Source organism: Sporosarcina sp. GW1-11, from assembly GCF_033088395.1.
Classification (GTDB): Bacteria; Bacillota; Bacilli; order Bacillales_A; family Planococcaceae; genus Sporosarcina.
In genome coordinates this window covers 319,367-335,452 of the sequence record NZ_JAPMIW010000001.1, presented here as the reverse complement: position 1 = coordinate 335,452, position 16,086 = coordinate 319,367, and the positions used below count along the sequence as shown (strand labels likewise).

17 protein-coding genes are annotated in these 16,086 nt (G+C 43.4%); 3 read left to right on the top strand and 14 right to left on the bottom strand.

The window, feature by feature from the left end; genetic code table 11:
- The 6 genes from ORD22_RS01655 to ORD22_RS01630 form a co-directional block, all read right to left on the bottom strand.
- Nucleotides 1–977: FAD-dependent oxidoreductase (locus ORD22_RS01655; RefSeq protein ID WP_317644101.1), on the bottom strand; the 977-nt coding region annotated here is incomplete at its 3' end.
- Nucleotides 978–2,243 (bottom strand): dihydrolipoamide acetyltransferase family protein, encoded by a 1,266-nt coding sequence (locus ORD22_RS01650; RefSeq protein WP_317644100.1) that lies wholly within the window; start codon nt 2,241–2,243, stop codon nt 978–980.
- A gap of 14 nt (nt 2,244–2,257) precedes the next feature.
- Entirely contained in the window at nt 2,258–3,280 is a 1,023-nt protein-coding gene (locus tag ORD22_RS01645; protein ID WP_317644099.1) for an alpha-ketoacid dehydrogenase subunit beta, read from the bottom strand.
- Nucleotides 3,280–4,344, bottom strand: coding sequence for a pyruvate dehydrogenase (acetyl-transferring) E1 component subunit alpha (gene pdhA, locus ORD22_RS01640; RefSeq protein ID WP_317644098.1), 1,065 nt, complete (start codon nt 4,342–4,344; stop codon nt 3,280–3,282). The genes ORD22_RS01645 and pdhA overlap by 1 nt, the downstream gene beginning before the upstream one ends.
- A 29-nt stretch (nt 4,345–4,373) precedes the next feature.
- Nucleotides 4,374–5,453: a Glu/Leu/Phe/Val dehydrogenase dimerization domain-containing protein gene (locus tag ORD22_RS01635; RefSeq protein ID WP_317644198.1), complete on the bottom strand. Its 1,080-nt coding sequence runs from the start codon at nt 5,451–5,453 to the stop codon at nt 4,374–4,376.
- Between the two features lie 119 nt (nt 5,454–5,572).
- Complete coding sequence (locus tag ORD22_RS01630) at nt 5,573–6,928, bottom strand: sodium-dependent transporter (protein WP_317644097.1); 1,356 nt, start codon at nt 6,926–6,928, stop codon at nt 5,573–5,575.
- Nucleotides 6,929–7,207: 279 nt separating this feature from the next.
- On the opposite strand from ORD22_RS01630, the gene ORD22_RS01625 reads away from it, so the two are divergent.
- Complete coding sequence (locus tag ORD22_RS01625) at nt 7,208–7,672, top strand: Lrp/AsnC family transcriptional regulator (protein WP_317644096.1); 465 nt, start codon at nt 7,208–7,210, stop codon at nt 7,670–7,672.
- Nucleotides 7,673–7,812: 140 nt separating this feature from the next.
- On the top strand, nt 7,813–8,514 hold the full coding sequence (locus tag ORD22_RS01620) for a gamma-glutamyl-gamma-aminobutyrate hydrolase family protein (protein WP_317644095.1): 702 nt from the start codon (nt 7,813–7,815) through the stop codon (nt 8,512–8,514).
- A 96-nt stretch (nt 8,515–8,610) separates the two neighbouring features.
- Here the strand turns inward: ORD22_RS01620 and ORD22_RS01615 are convergent, their stop codons facing one another.
- From ORD22_RS01615 to ORD22_RS01605, 3 genes are all read right to left on the bottom strand, one after another.
- Nucleotides 8,611–9,309: a YjjG family noncanonical pyrimidine nucleotidase gene (locus tag ORD22_RS01615; RefSeq protein WP_317644094.1), complete on the bottom strand. Its 699-nt coding sequence runs from the start codon at nt 9,307–9,309 to the stop codon at nt 8,611–8,613.
- Between the two features lie 74 nt (nt 9,310–9,383).
- On the bottom strand, nt 9,384–10,070 hold the full coding sequence (locus ORD22_RS01610; RefSeq protein WP_317644093.1) for a hypothetical protein: 687 nt from the start codon (nt 10,068–10,070) through the stop codon (nt 9,384–9,386).
- Nucleotides 10,071–10,207: 137 nt separating this feature from the next.
- Nucleotides 10,208–10,975: a 3-hydroxybutyrate dehydrogenase gene (locus ORD22_RS01605; RefSeq protein ID WP_317644092.1), complete on the bottom strand. Its 768-nt coding sequence runs from the start codon at nt 10,973–10,975 to the stop codon at nt 10,208–10,210.
- Between the two features lie 523 nt (nt 10,976–11,498).
- Here ORD22_RS01605 and ORD22_RS01600 point away from each other — a divergent pair.
- Entirely contained in the window at nt 11,499–12,053 is a 555-nt protein-coding gene (locus ORD22_RS01600; protein ID WP_317644091.1) for a competence protein ComK, read from the top strand.
- Nucleotides 12,054–12,136: 83 nt separating this feature from the next.
- On the opposite strand, the gene ORD22_RS01595 is transcribed toward ORD22_RS01600, so the two are convergent.
- The 5 genes from ORD22_RS01595 to ORD22_RS01575 all read right to left on the bottom strand — a co-directional run bounded on the left by ORD22_RS01595 (nt 12,137) and on the right by ORD22_RS01575 (nt 15,850).
- Nucleotides 12,137–12,619, bottom strand: a complete 483-nt coding sequence (locus tag ORD22_RS01595) for a sigma-70 family RNA polymerase sigma factor (protein ID WP_317644090.1) — start codon at nt 12,617–12,619, stop codon at nt 12,137–12,139.
- Between the two features lie 278 nt (nt 12,620–12,897).
- A complete protein-coding gene (locus ORD22_RS01590; protein WP_317644089.1) occupies nt 12,898–13,224 on the bottom strand; it encodes a histidine kinase in 327 nt (108 codons plus the stop codon).
- Between the two features lie 217 nt (nt 13,225–13,441).
- Nucleotides 13,442–13,609, bottom strand: a complete 168-nt coding sequence (locus ORD22_RS15130; protein ID WP_411567601.1) for a YjcZ family sporulation protein — start codon at nt 13,607–13,609, stop codon at nt 13,442–13,444.
- 34 nt (nt 13,610–13,643) lie between these two features.
- Nucleotides 13,644–13,760 carry a YjcZ family sporulation protein gene (locus ORD22_RS01580; RefSeq protein ID WP_317644088.1) on the bottom strand — a complete coding sequence of 39 codons (117 nt, stop codon included), beginning with the start codon at nt 13,758–13,760 and terminating at the stop codon, nt 13,644–13,646.
- Between the two features lie 122 nt (nt 13,761–13,882).
- The gene (locus ORD22_RS01575) at nt 13,883–15,850 is read right to left on the bottom strand and encodes a methyl-accepting chemotaxis protein (RefSeq protein WP_317644087.1); all 1,968 of its coding nucleotides are present in this window, start codon (nt 15,848–15,850) and stop codon (nt 13,883–13,885) included.
- Between the last annotated feature and the right edge of the window lie 236 nt (nt 15,851–16,086).

The window sequence follows — 16,086 nt, the reverse complement described above, 5'->3', positions numbered from 1 at the left end:
ATCGCTTTCACCGCACGGGCAGGCCCCGGTGTCAGATCACCGATTGCATAAATGTTCTGGATGGACGTTTGCAGCTGTCCGTCGACATGTACGAGGCCTTCCTTTGTCATGTCCATTTTAAGACGATCGATACCGAGTGCCGCAGCATCGACACCGATTGTTCCGGTTGTATAGAAGTGGCTCGCTTCCACGGTAGTTTCTTCTCCGTTTTTATTATGGAATGTGACCGTTACCCCATCATTTGAATCGGCAGTTTGAATCGACGTACAATCGGTTACGAGTGTAATCTTCTTCTTTTTAAATAAACGCTTCAGTTCCTTTGAAATCGACGGATCGAATGGCAGATCCTTGTCTTTTTCAAGCAGAATAGTTACTTTCGAGCCGAATGAATGGAATGTTGTCGCCATTTCCAGATCAATTACGTCGGTGACTTGGATGATCAGGTGCTCGGGAACGTCAGTGAGTGAAAAAATCTCGTAAGATAGAAACGTACGACTGCTGACTGTCATTCCAGGGGGAGCAGTAGGTTTTCCGCCGGCTGCTAGAATAGCTGTCTTAAAGCGGAATGTCTGAAAGTCATGTCCTGACTCCACACCGATCCGGTCTTTTGAAAGGAAAGTCGCTTCGCCTTCGATCACTTCGATTTTATTTGCTTTACAGAGTGCTTCAACGCCCTTTTTTAGCTGGTCGGTCATGCGGTTTTTATAGTCCAACAAAGTTAGTAGCTGAATGCTAGGTTTTTGTGTCTCAATTCCTAAATCAGACAGATGTGGGATGTTGTCCAATTCGCCGGCAGCATGTGTATAGACTTTGGAAGGGATACATCCTTTGTTGAGGCATACACCGCCGAGTTGATCCTTTTCGATCAATGTGACATTCTGCCCGAGCTGGGCGGCGCGGATTGCAGCAGTATAGCCGCCCGGGCCGCCACCAATAATAACCAGCTCTTTCTCTTGAATGATTTCACCTACTACCAATTATATCAACTCCAACCAAAGCTTTTTAGGATTTTCAATCAACTCTGCAAAGCGGTTCGTAAAGGCTACCGCCGTTGCACCGTCTGCTACTCGGTGGTCAAATGACATGGAAATATTCATCATCGAGCGGATTACAATTTCATCATCATCCGTCACCACTGCGCATTTCTTCGTTTTATGGAATGCGATAATTGCCGTTTCAGGGTGGTTGATAATAGGCGTGGCTCCTGTACTTCCGAGTGGGCCGACGTTCGTGATCGTCATCGTGCCACCACGCATTTCATTACCTGACAATGTACCAAGTCGTGCTTTTTCATTCAGCTCTTTCATTTCCTTGTTGACTTCTAGCAACGTTTTCTTGTGGGCGTTTTTCAAAACTGGCACGATCAGTCCGAGTGTTGAATCGACCGCAAGTCCGATATGATAATCTTTTTCAAGAATGATGACTTCATTTTCCTCATCCAGCTTTGCGTTGAAAACAGGGAAATCTTTCAATGCCACGACTAATGCCTTGATGAAAAATGCCACCGCAGAAACAGAGATGCCGTCTGTTTTCAATTCCTGGCGTAATGCAAGGAGATTCGTCATATCGATTTCCTCGAAATGCGTAACATGCGGAATCGTCGTCAGTGATTGTGTCATCTTCTTCGCGATTTGCCTGCGGATGCCTGTGAAAGGAATCGTCTCCACTTCTGCCGTTGCCGTTGCTGACTTAGCTACCGGAGCAGGGGAAGCAAGTTGCACAGTGTCCGTTGCAGCAATTTCCTGTGCTGCGGAAGCTTGGTTGCTTGCTGTTTCCTTGAAGCGGTACACGTCCTCTTCTAAAATACGGCCAGCAGGACCTGTTCCGTTGACAAGTGTAATGTCCACGCCGTTTTCTCGGGCAATTTTCCGTGTGTACGGAGCTGCCATGATCCGGTGCGGTCCTTTGAATTTCGTTGCAGTGGGTGGAGTCTTCTTTGGTTGGACCTTTTCTGCCGATGCCGACTCGGTAGTAGCAGAAACTTCTTGCTCTTTCTGTCCTGATAGGTTTTCTGCTTCTATCAGCAGGATTGTGGTGCCTACTTCTACAGTAGAGCCCATATCTATTAATAGTTCTTTTACAATTCCAGTTGCGGGTGACGGTAATTCTGCCACCATTTTATCTGTCTGTACTTCTACAAGTGCTTGATCAGCAACAATGGAGTCGCCGGGCTTCACGAAGTAGTGAAGAATCTCGGCTTCCGTCATCCCTTCTCCTATATCATGCAGTTTTACCTCTAACAATTAGGAAAACCTCCTTAAAATGTATAAACTTTTTCGATTGCTTCTTCTACTCGTTTGGGTGATGGTAAATAATCATCTTCCAGTGCGAAGAAGGGGACTGGTACATCAAATCCTGTTACTTTTTCAATCGGTGCTTTCATATATAAAAATGAATTTTTATTGATAATAGAAAGAATATCGTTTCCGACGCCTGTCGTATCATGTGCTTCATGCACTATTACTACGCGGCCGGTTTTTTGGACAGATTGTGCAATAATGTCTTTATCGAGAGGAAACAGCGTGCGCATATCGATTAAGTCACATTGAATTCCTTTTGCTTTCGCTTTTTCAACCGCTTCCTTCGCGACAGGCACCATGGCGCCCCAGGTGATGACGGTTACATCATCACCTTCAGTAACTTTCTTACCTTTTCCGATTTCGACTTCATATATCCCTACCGGAACATCTTCGCGGACAGCGCGGTATAAGCGCATCGGTTCCATGAACAATACGGGATCTGGATCTTTGATCGCCGCGATTAGCAAACCTTTAGCATCGGCAGGGGATGAAGGACAGACGACTTTAATGCCAGGCATATGTGTGAAAAGTGATTCCGGGCTATCCGAGTGAATTTCTGGTGCGCGCACGCCCGCCCCATACGGCGCCCGAATCACCATTGGCACGGTATATTTGCTCATCGTTCGCATTCTTACACGCGTCACATGCGTGGCAATTTGTTCGTATGCCGGATAGACAAAACCGAGAAATTGTATTTCCACGATTGGAATCATACCGTTCACTGCCAGCCCGACAGAGGAACCGACAATGCCGGCTTCACTTAACGGTGTGTCAATGACACGGTCTTCACCAAACTGTTGCTGAAGGCCTTCGGTTGCGCGGAATACACCGCCATTTTTTCCGATGTCTTCGCCGAGTAGCATGACACGGTCATCTTCAGCGAGCATCGTACCTAGTGCATCTGTCACAGCCTGGACAAGTGTTAATGAACGTGTCGTTTTATTTGTTTCAACTACTGGTTTTTCAGCGACTGGATTCATTACTGATCACTCCTAACTGATTGTAGATACTGTTCTTTTTGCTCCTGCAGCGGCCATGGCATTTCTGCAAATACATGGTCGAATAAATCTTCTACATTCGCTTTCGGGAAGTTTTCCATTTCAACGACTGCTTGTTCGATTTCCTCGCTGATCTTTATACTGATTTCTTGCTCCCATTTCTCGTCCCAGTATTTATGTTCTTTCATGAAACGTTCAAGGCGCAGCAACGGATCTAGTTGATCACGTGTGGAATCGACTTCGTCTTGATCGCGGTATTTTGTCGGGTCGTCAGCTGTTGTATGAGCACCGAACCGCTGGGTAACGGCCTCGATTAATGTCGGTCCGTCACCATTTCTCGCTCTATCGAATGCTTTTTTTGTTTCAAAATATACTGCGAAAATATCGTTGCCATCAATACGGATGCCGGGCATGCCGTATGCGACACTTTTTTGGGCTATTGTTTTGGAGTTCATTTGCTTGTCGATTGGCACCGATATGGCATATCCATTGTTCTGGTTAAAGAAAACGACAGGTAACTTGAAGACGCTGGCAAAGTTCATGCCTTCGTGGAAGTCTCCTTCAGATGTCGCCCCGTCACCAAAATAGGCGATAGAAACATTTTTATTGCCCTTACGCTTATCTGCCCACGCAGCACCTGCAGCATGCGGGAGCTGTGTGGCAATTGGAACCGCCGGAGGGAAGATGTTGCGGTCAGGATGCAGATTACCCTCCGCGCGCCCGTTCCAATACAGTAGCACTTTCGGCATATTCGCACCGAACGTCAACAGAGCGCCATGATCTCGGTAGGTAGGGAACACCCAGTCATCTTTTTTCAAGGAAAGAGCACTTCCTACTTGTGCAGCCTCCTGCCCTTCGAAAAGGGCATACGTTCCAAGGCGACCTTGACGCTGTAGGCTCTTCGCTTTGCGGTCAAACGTTCTGATACGGAGCATATTATAGTAAAATGTATGAACTAATTCGGATGTGATTTCTTCTTTAATTGAGTCATCCGAGAATGTACCTTCTTCATTCACATATTGTGTAATTGGAAATAATTCTTCCATGAATCCTTCACCTCATTACGCTATTTTTATTACTGATGAAAATTCCATTTCGGTCTGTTTGACTGCGTGAAGAAGCTGTTGCGGTTCTTGGCATCAGCAATACGCTTCTCACACATACGGTCTGCGGCAGTGGCAGTTGTAATATGATCCTGTTCTGCCTGATTGAATACTTCAAGCAGTGAGTTATAGATGTTTTCAGTTTTAGCGAGTACGCGTGCCGGATTCGTTCCGTACAGCTCATCCGCCACTTGGATCAGACCACCGCCGTTGACGATATAGTCCGGTGCATACAGAATACCCTTTTCACGTAGTAGCTCCCCATGGCGGCTTTCTGCGAGCTGATTGTTTGCAGAACCGGAGATTCCTCGGACTTTCAGCACGTTGAGCGTGTCGTCATTAATAACGCCGCCAAATGCACAAGGAACGAAAATATCTGCTTGTTGGCTATAAATCTCATCGCTTGATACGACCTTGACAGCGCTTCCACCAAACGTCTGAATATCTGTAATCGCCTGTTCATTAATATCTGTGACGATGACGTTTCCGCCTTCATTGATAATATGCTCAGCTACTTTGTAACCTACTTTTCCAAGACCTTGGATACTATATGTTCTACCTTCTACTTTGTCGTCGCCGAACAAATTCTTATTTGTCGCTTTTATGCCATAGAAGACTCCGAGTGCAGTAGGGATGGATGAGTCTCCGCCACCGCCGTATTCAACTGGCTTGCCTACGATAAAGTTAGTTTCTTTCATTGCTTGCACGAAGTCCTCAAGCGTTGTACCCATGTCTGTCCCTGTATAGAAGCGCCCGTTCAAAGATTCGATGAATTGACCGAAAGCACGGAATTTCTCAGGAGTTTTATCTTTTAACGGATCCCCGATGATGACGGATTTACCGCCTCCGAAGTCTACATCAGCTGCTGCACATTTATATGTCATTCCTTTAGACAGGCGGAGAACATCTTTTAATGCGAGATCCATAGTTTTATACGGCGCCATGCGGCATCCGCCGAGTGCAGGTCCCAAGGTCGTATCGTGAATGGCGATGATGGCCTTTAGACCCGTTGCTTTGTCGTTGCAAAATAAAATTTGTTCATGCTCGACCATTTTATCCAATACACTAGCCTTGTCGTCTTGTAAAGTCTGTTCTAAAGTTACCAAAATAATTTCCTCCTCTATTGTATTGCTGGAAACTAGTAAAAGATGTCAGCAATCTATCTGTTTATTCATTTTAAAAAGTTCAATAGTCCGAGTACGTCTGCGAACACGATTAGAATAGCTATAGGTGCAAGGTAACGGATTAATAAAAACCAGACAGAAAATAACTTTGTATTTAGGTTGGATCCGGTTTTCAATTCTTCATAAAGCTTATCTTTCGGTATTTTCAATGGAATGAATATAGCGATCAACAATGCACCGAGTGGCATGAGAATATTACTTACTAAATAGTCGAATGCGTCAAACAAAATCATACCGAAAACCGTAAAGTCTGATAGCAAGCCGTAAGATAAGGCAGATGGAACACCAACAATAAAGATCGCCGCGCCAATTATCCAAGCATACTTTTTCCTCTTCGTGTCATCCCCTTTGGAAATGGCTGCGACGATAATTTCCAACATAGAGAAAGCAGAAGTTAGCGCAGCAAACAGGAACAGAATAAGGAATGCTAGGAAGAACAATGTGCCGAATGGTAGTTGCCCGAAAATGGTAGGCAAAACATTAAAGAGTAATGTTGGGCCTGCGTCTGGCTCAAGTCCGAATGCAAAGACCGCTGGGAAAATAACCAATCCGGCTAGAACTGCTACGAGCAGGTTCATTAATACGATGGAAATAGCGGACTGTGGCAAACTTTCTTTCTTGGATAAATACGAACTGTATGTGACCATTACGGAAACACCGATACTGAGCGCGAAGAATGATTGTCCCATCGCAAACAAGATCGTTTCAGAAGTAATATTGCCGAAGTCAGGTTTTAGGAAGAAGCTAACACCAGCCATCGCCCCATCGAGAGTGAATGAACGTATGGTCAAGATGATAAATAAGATGAACAGTGCAGGCATCATATATTTACTAGCCTTTTCTATACCGCTCGTAACTCCTCTTGCTATGACGAATGTTGTCATAATCATAAATACGAGCTGGGCACCTACACTTATGTAAGGACTTGATACGATGCTGCCGAATAAATCTCCATAGTCAGCCTGTGTCAAACCGCTCAGACTGCCCGTTGCTGCTTTCCAGATGTAGATGAGCACCCAACCGCCCACTACGCTATAAAAAGACAGGAGGATGAAACAAGTAACAATTCCCAGTCTTCCGATTAGATGCCAAGATGTACCCGGTGCGATCGTTTTATATGAATCAATTGCATCCTTCTGTGTACTACGTCCAATAATGAATTCTCCCATTAGAAGTGGAAGTCCAATCAGGAAAGTAAAAAGTAGAAAGATCAATAAAAAAGCACCACCACCACTTGTTCCTGCCACATAAGGGAATTTCCATATTGCTCCCAAACCGATAGCCGAACCTGCTGCCGCTAAAATAAAACCTAATTTGGAAGACCACTGATTATTAGTATTCATACGTCACGTTCCTTTTATTTTATGATTTTTTACTGCCGGTAAAAGAACCTTAAGGTGTTGAAATCGCTTTCATTTACAACTAAAACGTATCGTTCATTTTACATATGCTTTGGGATACATGTCTTCCGTTCCTCCTTCACCTGCTGTTTTCCCTTTGACTTAATAATAGAGTAGGATATAATTTAGTTACATATCAGATAAAAGTGATTTTCACAAAAAAGACACAAAATTGAATGACTTTTATGCGTTTATCCTTCATTTTGAAAAGAGGTGTAGTTTTTGAACAGAACGGACATTAAATTATTAGAACTATTGCAAAAGAACAGTCGAGTAACAATTAGCGACCTTTCAAAAGAATTATCTCTCAGCCGCCCTAGTGTTTCGGAGCGTATGCTACGTCTGCAGGAAAAAGGCATTATAGTGGAATTTACTGCGCGACTTTCATTGCAGGCACTCGGAATGGACACATTATTATTCATTCAGGTCAGTGAACTGAAAAAGAAGCCCGCTGAGTTTGAGCAACAAATTATGGAAGAGAATTCGATTATAGAATGTCACCGTGTGACCGGAACGACAAATTATATTTTAAAAGCCGCTACATCCAACATGGCTAAAATGAGCGAGCTGATTGACCGGCTGATCCCATTCGGTACGCTAACGACTTCCATTGTATTGTCGTCACCTATTCCGTATAAGATTGTTCTGCCGGAAGAAGATGTAGTAAGAGAAAACTGTTTACTGTAACTGGTACGGGTTGAGTATGTGTTGAATCTCTTCTATATGTGGGTATATACAGGTTCTATTTGTATGCGCTTACAAACTGGTGATTGATGCACGGATGCGCTTGAAATCACATAAGTATAGTTTAAAAGGGAATGTGAGAGATGAAACCGTTAATTGGAGTAACGTCAGACATGGATAAGAATGGGGATATGTTAGTCCAGTCGAGATATATCCGAGCCATTCGACGCGCTGGTGGTGTACCGGTCATTCTACCAGTAGGGATGTACGGAATCGAGGATATTTGCGGTCGTTTGGATGGTTTGCTGTTGATCGGGGGAGAAGATGTGGATCCCATTTTATACGGTGAAGAGCCACACGAGAAGCTCGGTAAAGTAGTGCCAGAGCGTGATGAGATGGAGCTTGCATTAGTCAATAGTATGATAGATCAGGATAAACCGGTACTTGCGATTTGTCGTGGTCATCAACTGTTGAATGTCGCGTTTGGTGGTACCCTTTATCAAGATATTCATGCGCAAATGTCAGGTGATTTGTTTCAGCATCTTCAATTGAAAGATTTGAAGTTTGCGACGCATACCGTTGACATTGTACCAGATAGCAAACTTGCACAAATTGCTGGAACTTCGGAAATTCGTGTAAATTCTTTGCATCATCAAGCGGTGAAAGATGTTAAATCACCACTCGTTGTTACTGCGGTGGCGAAGGATGGTATGATTGAGGCGTTGGAAAGTACAGCGCATCGTTTTGTAGTTGGGCTGCAGTGGCATCCTGAGGCAATGGCGGATCGACAGGATACTATGGCGATTAAATTGTTTGAGGAGTTTATTGAAGCAGCCACTGATTGAAAGTATGACATTGGACGTAAGTGATATAAATAATCGAACACACCCTCCGACAAACTTTGACGGAGGGTGTACTTTTGTCTAAATTGAATTTGACGATCAGCGGTTCTTAACCACCTGGCGCCCAACATGGAATTCTTCCCAAGAATGAATTTCATACGTTGGCTGAATCGCTGTGTTGTTTGGCTTGCGGTTAGGATTAAACCAGCACGTATCAATTCCAGCATTCATGCCGCCTTGTATATCCGATGTTAAAGAATCGCCAATCATCAGCACACGGGAAGGATCCGTGATGCCGAGTTTGTTAAACGCATAGTCGAAAATTTCGGGCTGTGGTTTTTTGAAGCCTGTTTCTTCGGAAGCGATGACCGCTTCGAATGTATCGCGTAACGGTGAGCCAGCGATGCGTGCGTGTTGGGCGAGTGTGAAGCCGTTCGTTAAAACGGCTAGTCGGTAATCCGCCAGCCCCGATAACATCTCTTCCACACCGTCAATTAGATGTGATTCGCGGCCTAGGTTTTCGATGTATAACTCACCGAAATGTGATGCGTCGATTTGCAGGTTATGCTGTGCGAATAATTGACGAAAGCGTTCCACTTTTAATTCTTCCAACGTGATGCGTCCCTGCTCAAGATCATCCCAGATAACTGCGCTGATGGCACGGTAGCTGTCGCGATAGGTGGCTAGGCCATTCGGTAATCCGAAAGTTGTAAATGTATTGCCAAGCGCATGTTTTTCCGTCTCAGCAAAATCGAATAATGTATCGTCTAGATCAAATAATAGTAATTCATATGGCATACAGTAGGACTCCTTTAATATCAGTTGCTATTAGTATAACATGGGAACCGACATGAAGGTTCTATAATGGAATACTAGGTGGGATAATATAACGGTGTCATCGGTGGAATAGCGCGATGTTTCGTGGGAATGGCGCGGTTCGTCAGTGGAATGGCGCGATGTTTTGTGAGAATGGCTCGGTTCGTCAGCGGAATAGCGCGATGTTTCGTGAGCATGGCTCGGTTCGTCAGAGGAATAGCGCGATGTTTCGTGGGAATGGCTCGGTTTGTCAGAGGAATAGCGCGATGTTTCGTGAGCATGGCTCGGTTTGTCAGAGGAATGGCGCGATGTTTCGTGAGCATGGCTCGGTTCGTCAGCGGAATAGCGCGATGTTTCGTGGGAATGGCTCGCTTCGTCAGTGGAATGGTGCGATGTTTCGTGAGCATGGCTCGGTTCGTCAGAGGAATAGCGCGATGTTTCGTGAGCATGGCTCGGTTCGTCAGCGGAATAGCGCGATGTTTCGTGAGCATGGCTCGGTTCGTCAGCGGAATGGCGCGATGTTTTGTGAGAATGGCTCGGTTCGTCAGCGGAATAGCGCGATGTTTCGTGAGCATGGCTCGGTTCGTCAGAGGAATGGCGCGATGTTTCGTGAGCATGGCTCGGTTCGTCAGAGGAATGGCGCGATGTTTCGTGAGCATGGCTCGGTTCGTCAGAGGAATAGCGCGATGTTTCGTGGGAATGGCTCGGTTTGTCAGTGGAATAGCGCGATGTTTCGTGAGCATGGCTCGGTTTGTCAGAGGAATGGCGCGGTAGCACTATGCAGTATCACTCGAGCACCTATTGCGTTAGTTAAAACAATTAAAGTAGAGCAAAATCCCTCGTACCTAGACAGGCACGAGGGGTTACTAATTACTAAATTCTACTGCACCGTATACCCGCCATCCAAAACAACTGCCTGTCCCGTAATCCCTTTCGCACTGTCACTCGAAAGGTACAACGCCAGATCTGCCACTTCATTCACATCAAGCAAACGTTTTTGTGGCACTAACGGATAAATAATCTCTTCCAATACCGACTCCATCGCTACACCACGTACGTTGGCTAAATCTTCAAGTTGATTGCGTACGAGTGGCGTATCAACATAACCCGGACAAATGGCATTGACTGTGATGCCGTCTGTTGCGGTTTCTAGTGCCGCCACTTTTGTTAAGCCAATGACACCGTGTTTTGAGGAATTATAAGCCGCTTTACCAGCAAATCCAATGAGTCCATTAATGGAAGCCATGTTTAGTATCCGGCCAAATTTTTGTTTTCTCATATGCGGTAGCACCAGCTTAGTTGTGATGAATGGTGCAGTTAGCATAATCTTGACGAGTAGTTCGAACTTCTCCGTCGGGAAATCTTCTAGCATCGACACGTGTTGCATACCTGCATTGTTAATAAGAATATCGATTCGTCCGAAGTGAGCGATCGCTTCATCGATTGCTTGCTGGATATCCACTTCTTTTGTGACATCACATTTTAGACCAATTGCGTTGCCTCCTATTGTGACAGCCGCTTCTTTTACTTTTTCTTCGTTTAGATCTGTTAACACAACAAGTGCGCCTGCTTCTGAGAATGCCTTGGAAATCTCCAATCCAATTCCTTGCGCAGCACCTGTGATGAATAATACTTTATTTTTTACCATGTTGTTTCCTCCTTAACAATCAACTACCGAATCCTGATGATAATAATATAATTGTGATGATAGTTCCTTTCATTCGTATGATGAATATCTTTGTGTTGCTATCATAACATGAGCTACTGATTTAGGCGTTTCTTGTAAAATAAAGAGGGGGGAACTGCTTTATATATCAATTCACAGTAAAATCTGAATAGTGTAAAATAATATAGACGAAAGATCAAAACTGTTATATAATAGTCGAAATGGCATGGGACTAGGTATCCATATTGTGTTGTACAATACATAAAATACATGTGTAATGAACTACCGTAAGTTTGGGTTGGAAAGTTCTATAGACTCAGATTTTTTTTGCTGCGCCTGAGGGGAGGTGAGTGTGGATTAAATGTGTGTTTGGACATAAGAAATCTCCGAGTGTAAGAAGTCTGGGCAGACGCACTCGGAGATAGCCGGTTAGGGTATACTAACCTATGTTTAGTATACCCTTTTTTGGCCGGTTTACAACAGACAATAAAAGGGGGATGAAAACATGAAGAGGTTGAAGGAAGCGGTTATTACACCTAGTACGAGCGTGATTTATCCGAATTATGATGGGAATGGGAAGTTATGTGCGATTGTGTTACGTAATGGCGCACTAGTACGGGTGGGGGTAAGCCCTACGAACATCGTCGATTTAAGTCTACGCTACTATGGATCTAGTCTGCGTGGGGCGATTGATGGAGCGAAGACGATTTTAGGTGAAATTAGTATGTCACCCGTCGTAGTAAGTGAAGTGCTTAATCTGTACTGGTTCCCAAGTAAATCACCTTCAAGCGATGATTGTGTGTGGTTTGCCTTGGCGCATATTTATACGTATAAAGGAGTAGACAAAGATCGCACGCGGGTGATTTTGCGTGATGGAACATCTTTTACGATCGATAGTAGCTACTATTCATTTACACAAAAATATCAGCGTGCATGTATGCTGAAAAATATTCTAGAGTCTAGGGCTACTCAAATGAAGCTTGAACAGCCAAGGCACTCTGTTTCTTTTGTTATTTATAAAGATCGAAAAAAGCGGAATTATGAAGTGACTGAAGAATAAACGGTTGGATAGAACTATATATTCGTATAGCAAGAACATCTCCTCGTTGCAGCATGTGCAGCGGACGAGGAGATATTTTTTGTTTACGTTACTTGTAATAAATACTGTTTTAGTTTCTTTAGTATCCGTTCCCGTCGTTTTTTGACACCTGCGACGGTGATTCCGAAAAATTTAGCGCATTCTGCTTGCGACAGGTTTTCTACATAGAGCATGATGAGCAATTGTCTTTGTTCTAGAGGGAGTGTTTTCAAAGCAGCGTTTAATCCACAGTCTTCCTCATCTACAGTATGACCTGCTAGCAGTTCTACGGTATCTGTTTCGACAGGCGTATGTGCTTCACTGAAACGATTTTCTCTTTTTAATTCATCCAATAGTGCTCCATAAATTGAACGATAAGCAAAAGGAGTGAAGTTGCCTTTACTTTCGTCAAACCGCGACCAAGCTTGCCAAAGAGCGACACGCCCCGCTTGACGAAATTGTTCAAAGTCACGATAAATATTCAGTTTGCGTATAACAGCCGAAATCATTGGTTCATATTGCGCCAATACATCTTCAAAGTTTTCCATAATAGCGACCTCTTCAGGCCGTGCACGACACTTTGTATTCCTAGGTGTCTTTATCATAGAAAGTTTGAAGAAGATTCTCGAATCGCACTTTTTGAACTTTGTCTAGAGTAAATCGCGAATATGAAAAGAGGATTGTTGATGTTAGATGTAGTGAAAGATGAAAAATTCTATGATTTATGTAGTGTTTTGTGCATGAAAAAGCGTTCCCCTTAAATGGCGGAACGCTTTTCGCTATTTTGGAAACAAATACAATTGTGGATTATACGAAAGAAAGGGGATTAGTGTATGCGTTTGAGCATAGCTTCTTGCTCAATGGAGCGTGAGGAAAGGACATCGATAATTGCGTATTGTCTGTTCTGTTTCTCGCTTAATTGCTTAACCTGTTCATTTGTTTCTAAAACAGCCTGCTTAATTTGGCTTTGTTCTTCTGTCAGGAACTGAATATCCTTTTTCATGCTTGAGATATCTTGCTTCATACTCGCCTGACCCTCTTGTAGTGATTGAATATCTGATTTCATGCCTGAAATATCTTGCTTCATGCTCGAGATATCTGCCTTTATTCCACCTAATTCAGACAGGATTTCACGTAGTAATACTTCACTCATTTTTTCTCACCCCCAGTTAGTAGAATCTATTATAGCACGGAAGCTCGTCCATGTAAGTATCTAAAAGGCGAAAAAGGACTTGCCGAATGACAGGTCATTTCCAGTCTTCATACATATAATATGCAACCATTCATCTAGTTAAACGGTTTGGTGATTGATAGTCTAAAAGAAAGGGTGAAAAAGCCTGTCGAATGTTATCGACAGGCTTTTGTGGTGCTTATAAGCAAGCTGCACCTACAATAATAAGTAGGATAAATAGTACGACGATTAATGCGAACCCACTACCTGCACCATAACCAGATCTAGATCCACATCCATAACTAGGTCCATAACTAGGTCCTTGACCACCGCAACCTCCGCCACCATATCCGCCGAATCCAAACATTTTGCCACCTCCTTTATAGTTTATTGTGTAGAAATTAATAACCGTAGCCCATAAACCCTGCACCGACAATGATCAATAAAATGAAGAGAACGACAATCATAGCAAAACCGAAGCCGCCATTTTGTCCTGAGTAACCAACTGATTCGCCCATTTTGATTTCACCTCCAAATGTGGAACTACCCTTATACTATGCAGAACTTTCGTAAGTGTCTTGGCTCGATGTATAAATCGTAAAAAAATCCACCATCTCCAATAAAGGAGTGGTGGATTAGGTTAAATTTTAAAACGTTCCACTGCGTGACTTAAATCTTCACTAAGTTTAGTCAATGCATCGGCAGCTTCTGATACTGTACCGATTGCATGTACTTGTTCATCTGTGGATGCGCTGACTTCTTCGCAAGACGCAGCAGCTTCTTCAGTGGTTGCTAATAAAAGTTGAATCTGTTCAGAAACATCATTTTTATGGTTATCCATTTCTCGTAAATCATCGCTTACACTGCTAATGCGTAATTGCATTTCGCCGATAAAACCGGAGATTTTTTCGAATATACCTTCTGTGTCTGAAACGACGCTACTTTGACGTTCGAATGTTTCACGCGTGCCGGCCATTTGTTGAATGACTTGCTGTGTGCCATCTTGCAGTTCATGTATGGTTGAACGTACTTGTTCTGCTGAACGAGCGGATTGTTCGGCTAGTTGACGTACTTCTTCTGCTACAACGGCAAAACCTTTTCCGTGTTCACCGGCTCTAGCTGCTTCGATACTCGCATTCAATGCCAATAAGTTCGTCTGGGAAGAGATAGCGGTAATTGCGTCTATAACAGAACTAATCGCTTTCACTTTCGTTTCAAGTGTACTGATCATCCCACCCATTTGTTGCAAGTCACGATTCCAGTCGTTGAACGAGTTGTGCAATACGCTCATTTGTGCACGCCCCTCTGCATTGACAGATACCGCTTCATTCGCAAGATTGGCCATTTCTCCAGCTACTTCATTTGCTTCGTTGATTTGTTGATTTAACGAATCTACACGCGTAGTCACGATTTCTGCGTTTTCTGCTGAAGTAGAAGCACCTTGCGTAAGGTCTTGCAGTGCATGTGCGATTTCCATGCTTGTTGCATTCGTTTCTTCAGAGACAGCACTTAAATTTTGCGAACTAGCTAGTACATTCGATGCGGAGTAGGTGACAGTCGTGATTAGACCATTCATCTGCTCAAGCATCTGATCGAATCCTTTACCGAGTTCTCCAATTTCATCAGTTGACTGGATATTGGCTCGAATAGTTAAATCGCCATTAGCCACTTCTTGAACGGTTTCTTGTAAACGGAAAACGGGTTTTAATACTCGGCTAATAAAAATAAATAGTACGATAGCTAAAATAACTAATGTAATGACGGCTACAAAGAGCATGACATTGCGCAAGCCGTTAGCAAGTGCCTGCATATTTTTCTCTTCATAAATGACACCGAGTTTCCAACCGAAGTCGGGTATCGTTGTAAACATGTCTACTTTTTCAATGCCATCTTGATTGAAGTTATAGTAGCCGTTATCTTTTTTGTACATTTGCGCAACGTGGTCAAGATTCATGACATTTTCACCAATCAATGAAGGGTGTGCAATTGCGTTACCTTCACCATCAAGGATGAATGGATAGCCGTTGTACGGAATATCAATGGCTGAAATACTCGAAGACAAAGTGGATAACTGAATATCAAGTCCTACTACACCTACGAGAGTATTTCCATTTTTTATGGCTTTTGAAGCAGTAATGACAAAATTTCCCGTCACTTCATCGATATAAGGCTTTGACCATTGAACTTCTTCCGGTTCGGCAACGGCCATTTGATACCATTCGCGTGTAGTAGGGTCAAATCCTGACAAGTCAATATGCGGACGGATAATTGTTTCTTTTGTATTAAAGGAAAGATAGGTACTTGAGACGTCTGGATACGTAGATAGGGTGCTAGTAAGTAAACTTATGACTTCTACTTGTCCAGTTGTCGCGGTCGCCTCTACAAAGTTTTGAGATTCACTCAATAACTCAAGCCCTTTACTGTATTGATCCAAGTTTGACTGGATTGTCACGCCTATTTCAGAGAGTAGTGTGTTACTTAATTCAATAATGTTTTCTTCTGTCCGTTCTTGAACGAGCCAGCTGCTAACTAAGGTCATTGTCAGAATGCCGCCACTAACGAGTAATAGAACGAGGAGAATTATTTTCGTCTTGATTGAATGAAACATAGCAGTCATCAACTCCTTTATTCTTATGTCTGGTACATATAATACACTACATTTGACTAGTTGAGCGGGAAACTTTCTTAAACAGCTATTGTTTTAATCTTTGAAATACTATGAACCGATAAATAGGTTTTGTGTAACGTTCGCTATCAAAAGTCAAGAACCAACAGATAGGATGAGAATTTCTTGAGTATACTTAACAACGGTGATTTTCATCCGATATTATACATAACGAATGT

Bases quoted from the DNA above. Each gene is read 5' to 3' on its own strand.
- ORD22_RS01645 (WP_317644099.1), bottom strand. From the start codon at position 3,280: ATGAATCCAGTCGCTGAAAAACCAGTAGTTGAAACAAATAAAACGACA.
- ORD22_RS01580 (WP_317644088.1), bottom strand. From the start codon at position 13,760: ATGGGCGAATCAGTTGGTTACTCAGGACAAAATGGCGGCTTCGGTTTT.
- ORD22_RS01605 (WP_317644092.1), bottom strand. From the start codon at position 10,975: ATGGTAAAAAATAAAGTATTATTCATCACAGGTGCTGCGCAAGGAATT.
- ORD22_RS01635 (WP_317644198.1), bottom strand. From the start codon at position 5,453: ATGGTCGAGCATGAACAAATTTTATTTTGCAACGACAAAGCAACGGGT.
- ORD22_RS01590 (WP_317644089.1), bottom strand. From the start codon at position 13,224: ATGAGTGAAGTATTACTACGTGAAATCCTGTCTGAATTAGGTGGAATA.
- ORD22_RS15130 (WP_411567601.1), bottom strand. From the start codon at position 13,609: ATGTTTGGATTCGGCGGATATGGTGGCGGAGGTTGCGGTGGTCAAGGA.
- ORD22_RS01595 (WP_317644090.1), bottom strand. From the start codon at position 12,619: ATGGAAAACTTTGAAGATGTATTGGCGCAATATGAACCAATGATTTCG.
- ORD22_RS01630 (WP_317644097.1), bottom strand. From the start codon at position 6,928: ATGAATACTAATAATCAGTGGTCTTCCAAATTAGGTTTTATTTTAGCG.
- ORD22_RS01620 (WP_317644095.1), top strand. From the start codon at position 7,813: ATGAAACCGTTAATTGGAGTAACGTCAGACATGGATAAGAATGGGGAT.
- ORD22_RS01600 (WP_317644091.1), top strand. From the start codon at position 11,499: ATGAAGAGGTTGAAGGAAGCGGTTATTACACCTAGTACGAGCGTGATT.
- ORD22_RS01575 (WP_317644087.1), bottom strand. From the start codon at position 15,850: ATGTTTCATTCAATCAAGACGAAAATAATTCTCCTCGTTCTATTACTC.
- ORD22_RS01615 (WP_317644094.1), bottom strand. From the start codon at position 9,309: ATGCCATATGAATTACTATTATTTGATCTAGACGATACATTATTCGAT.
- ORD22_RS01610 (WP_317644093.1), bottom strand. From the start codon at position 10,070: ATGCTCACGAAACATCGCGCTATTCCACTGACAAACCGAGCCATTCCC.
- pdhA (WP_317644098.1), bottom strand. From the start codon at position 4,344: ATGGAAGAATTATTTCCAATTACACAATATGTGAATGAAGAAGGTACA.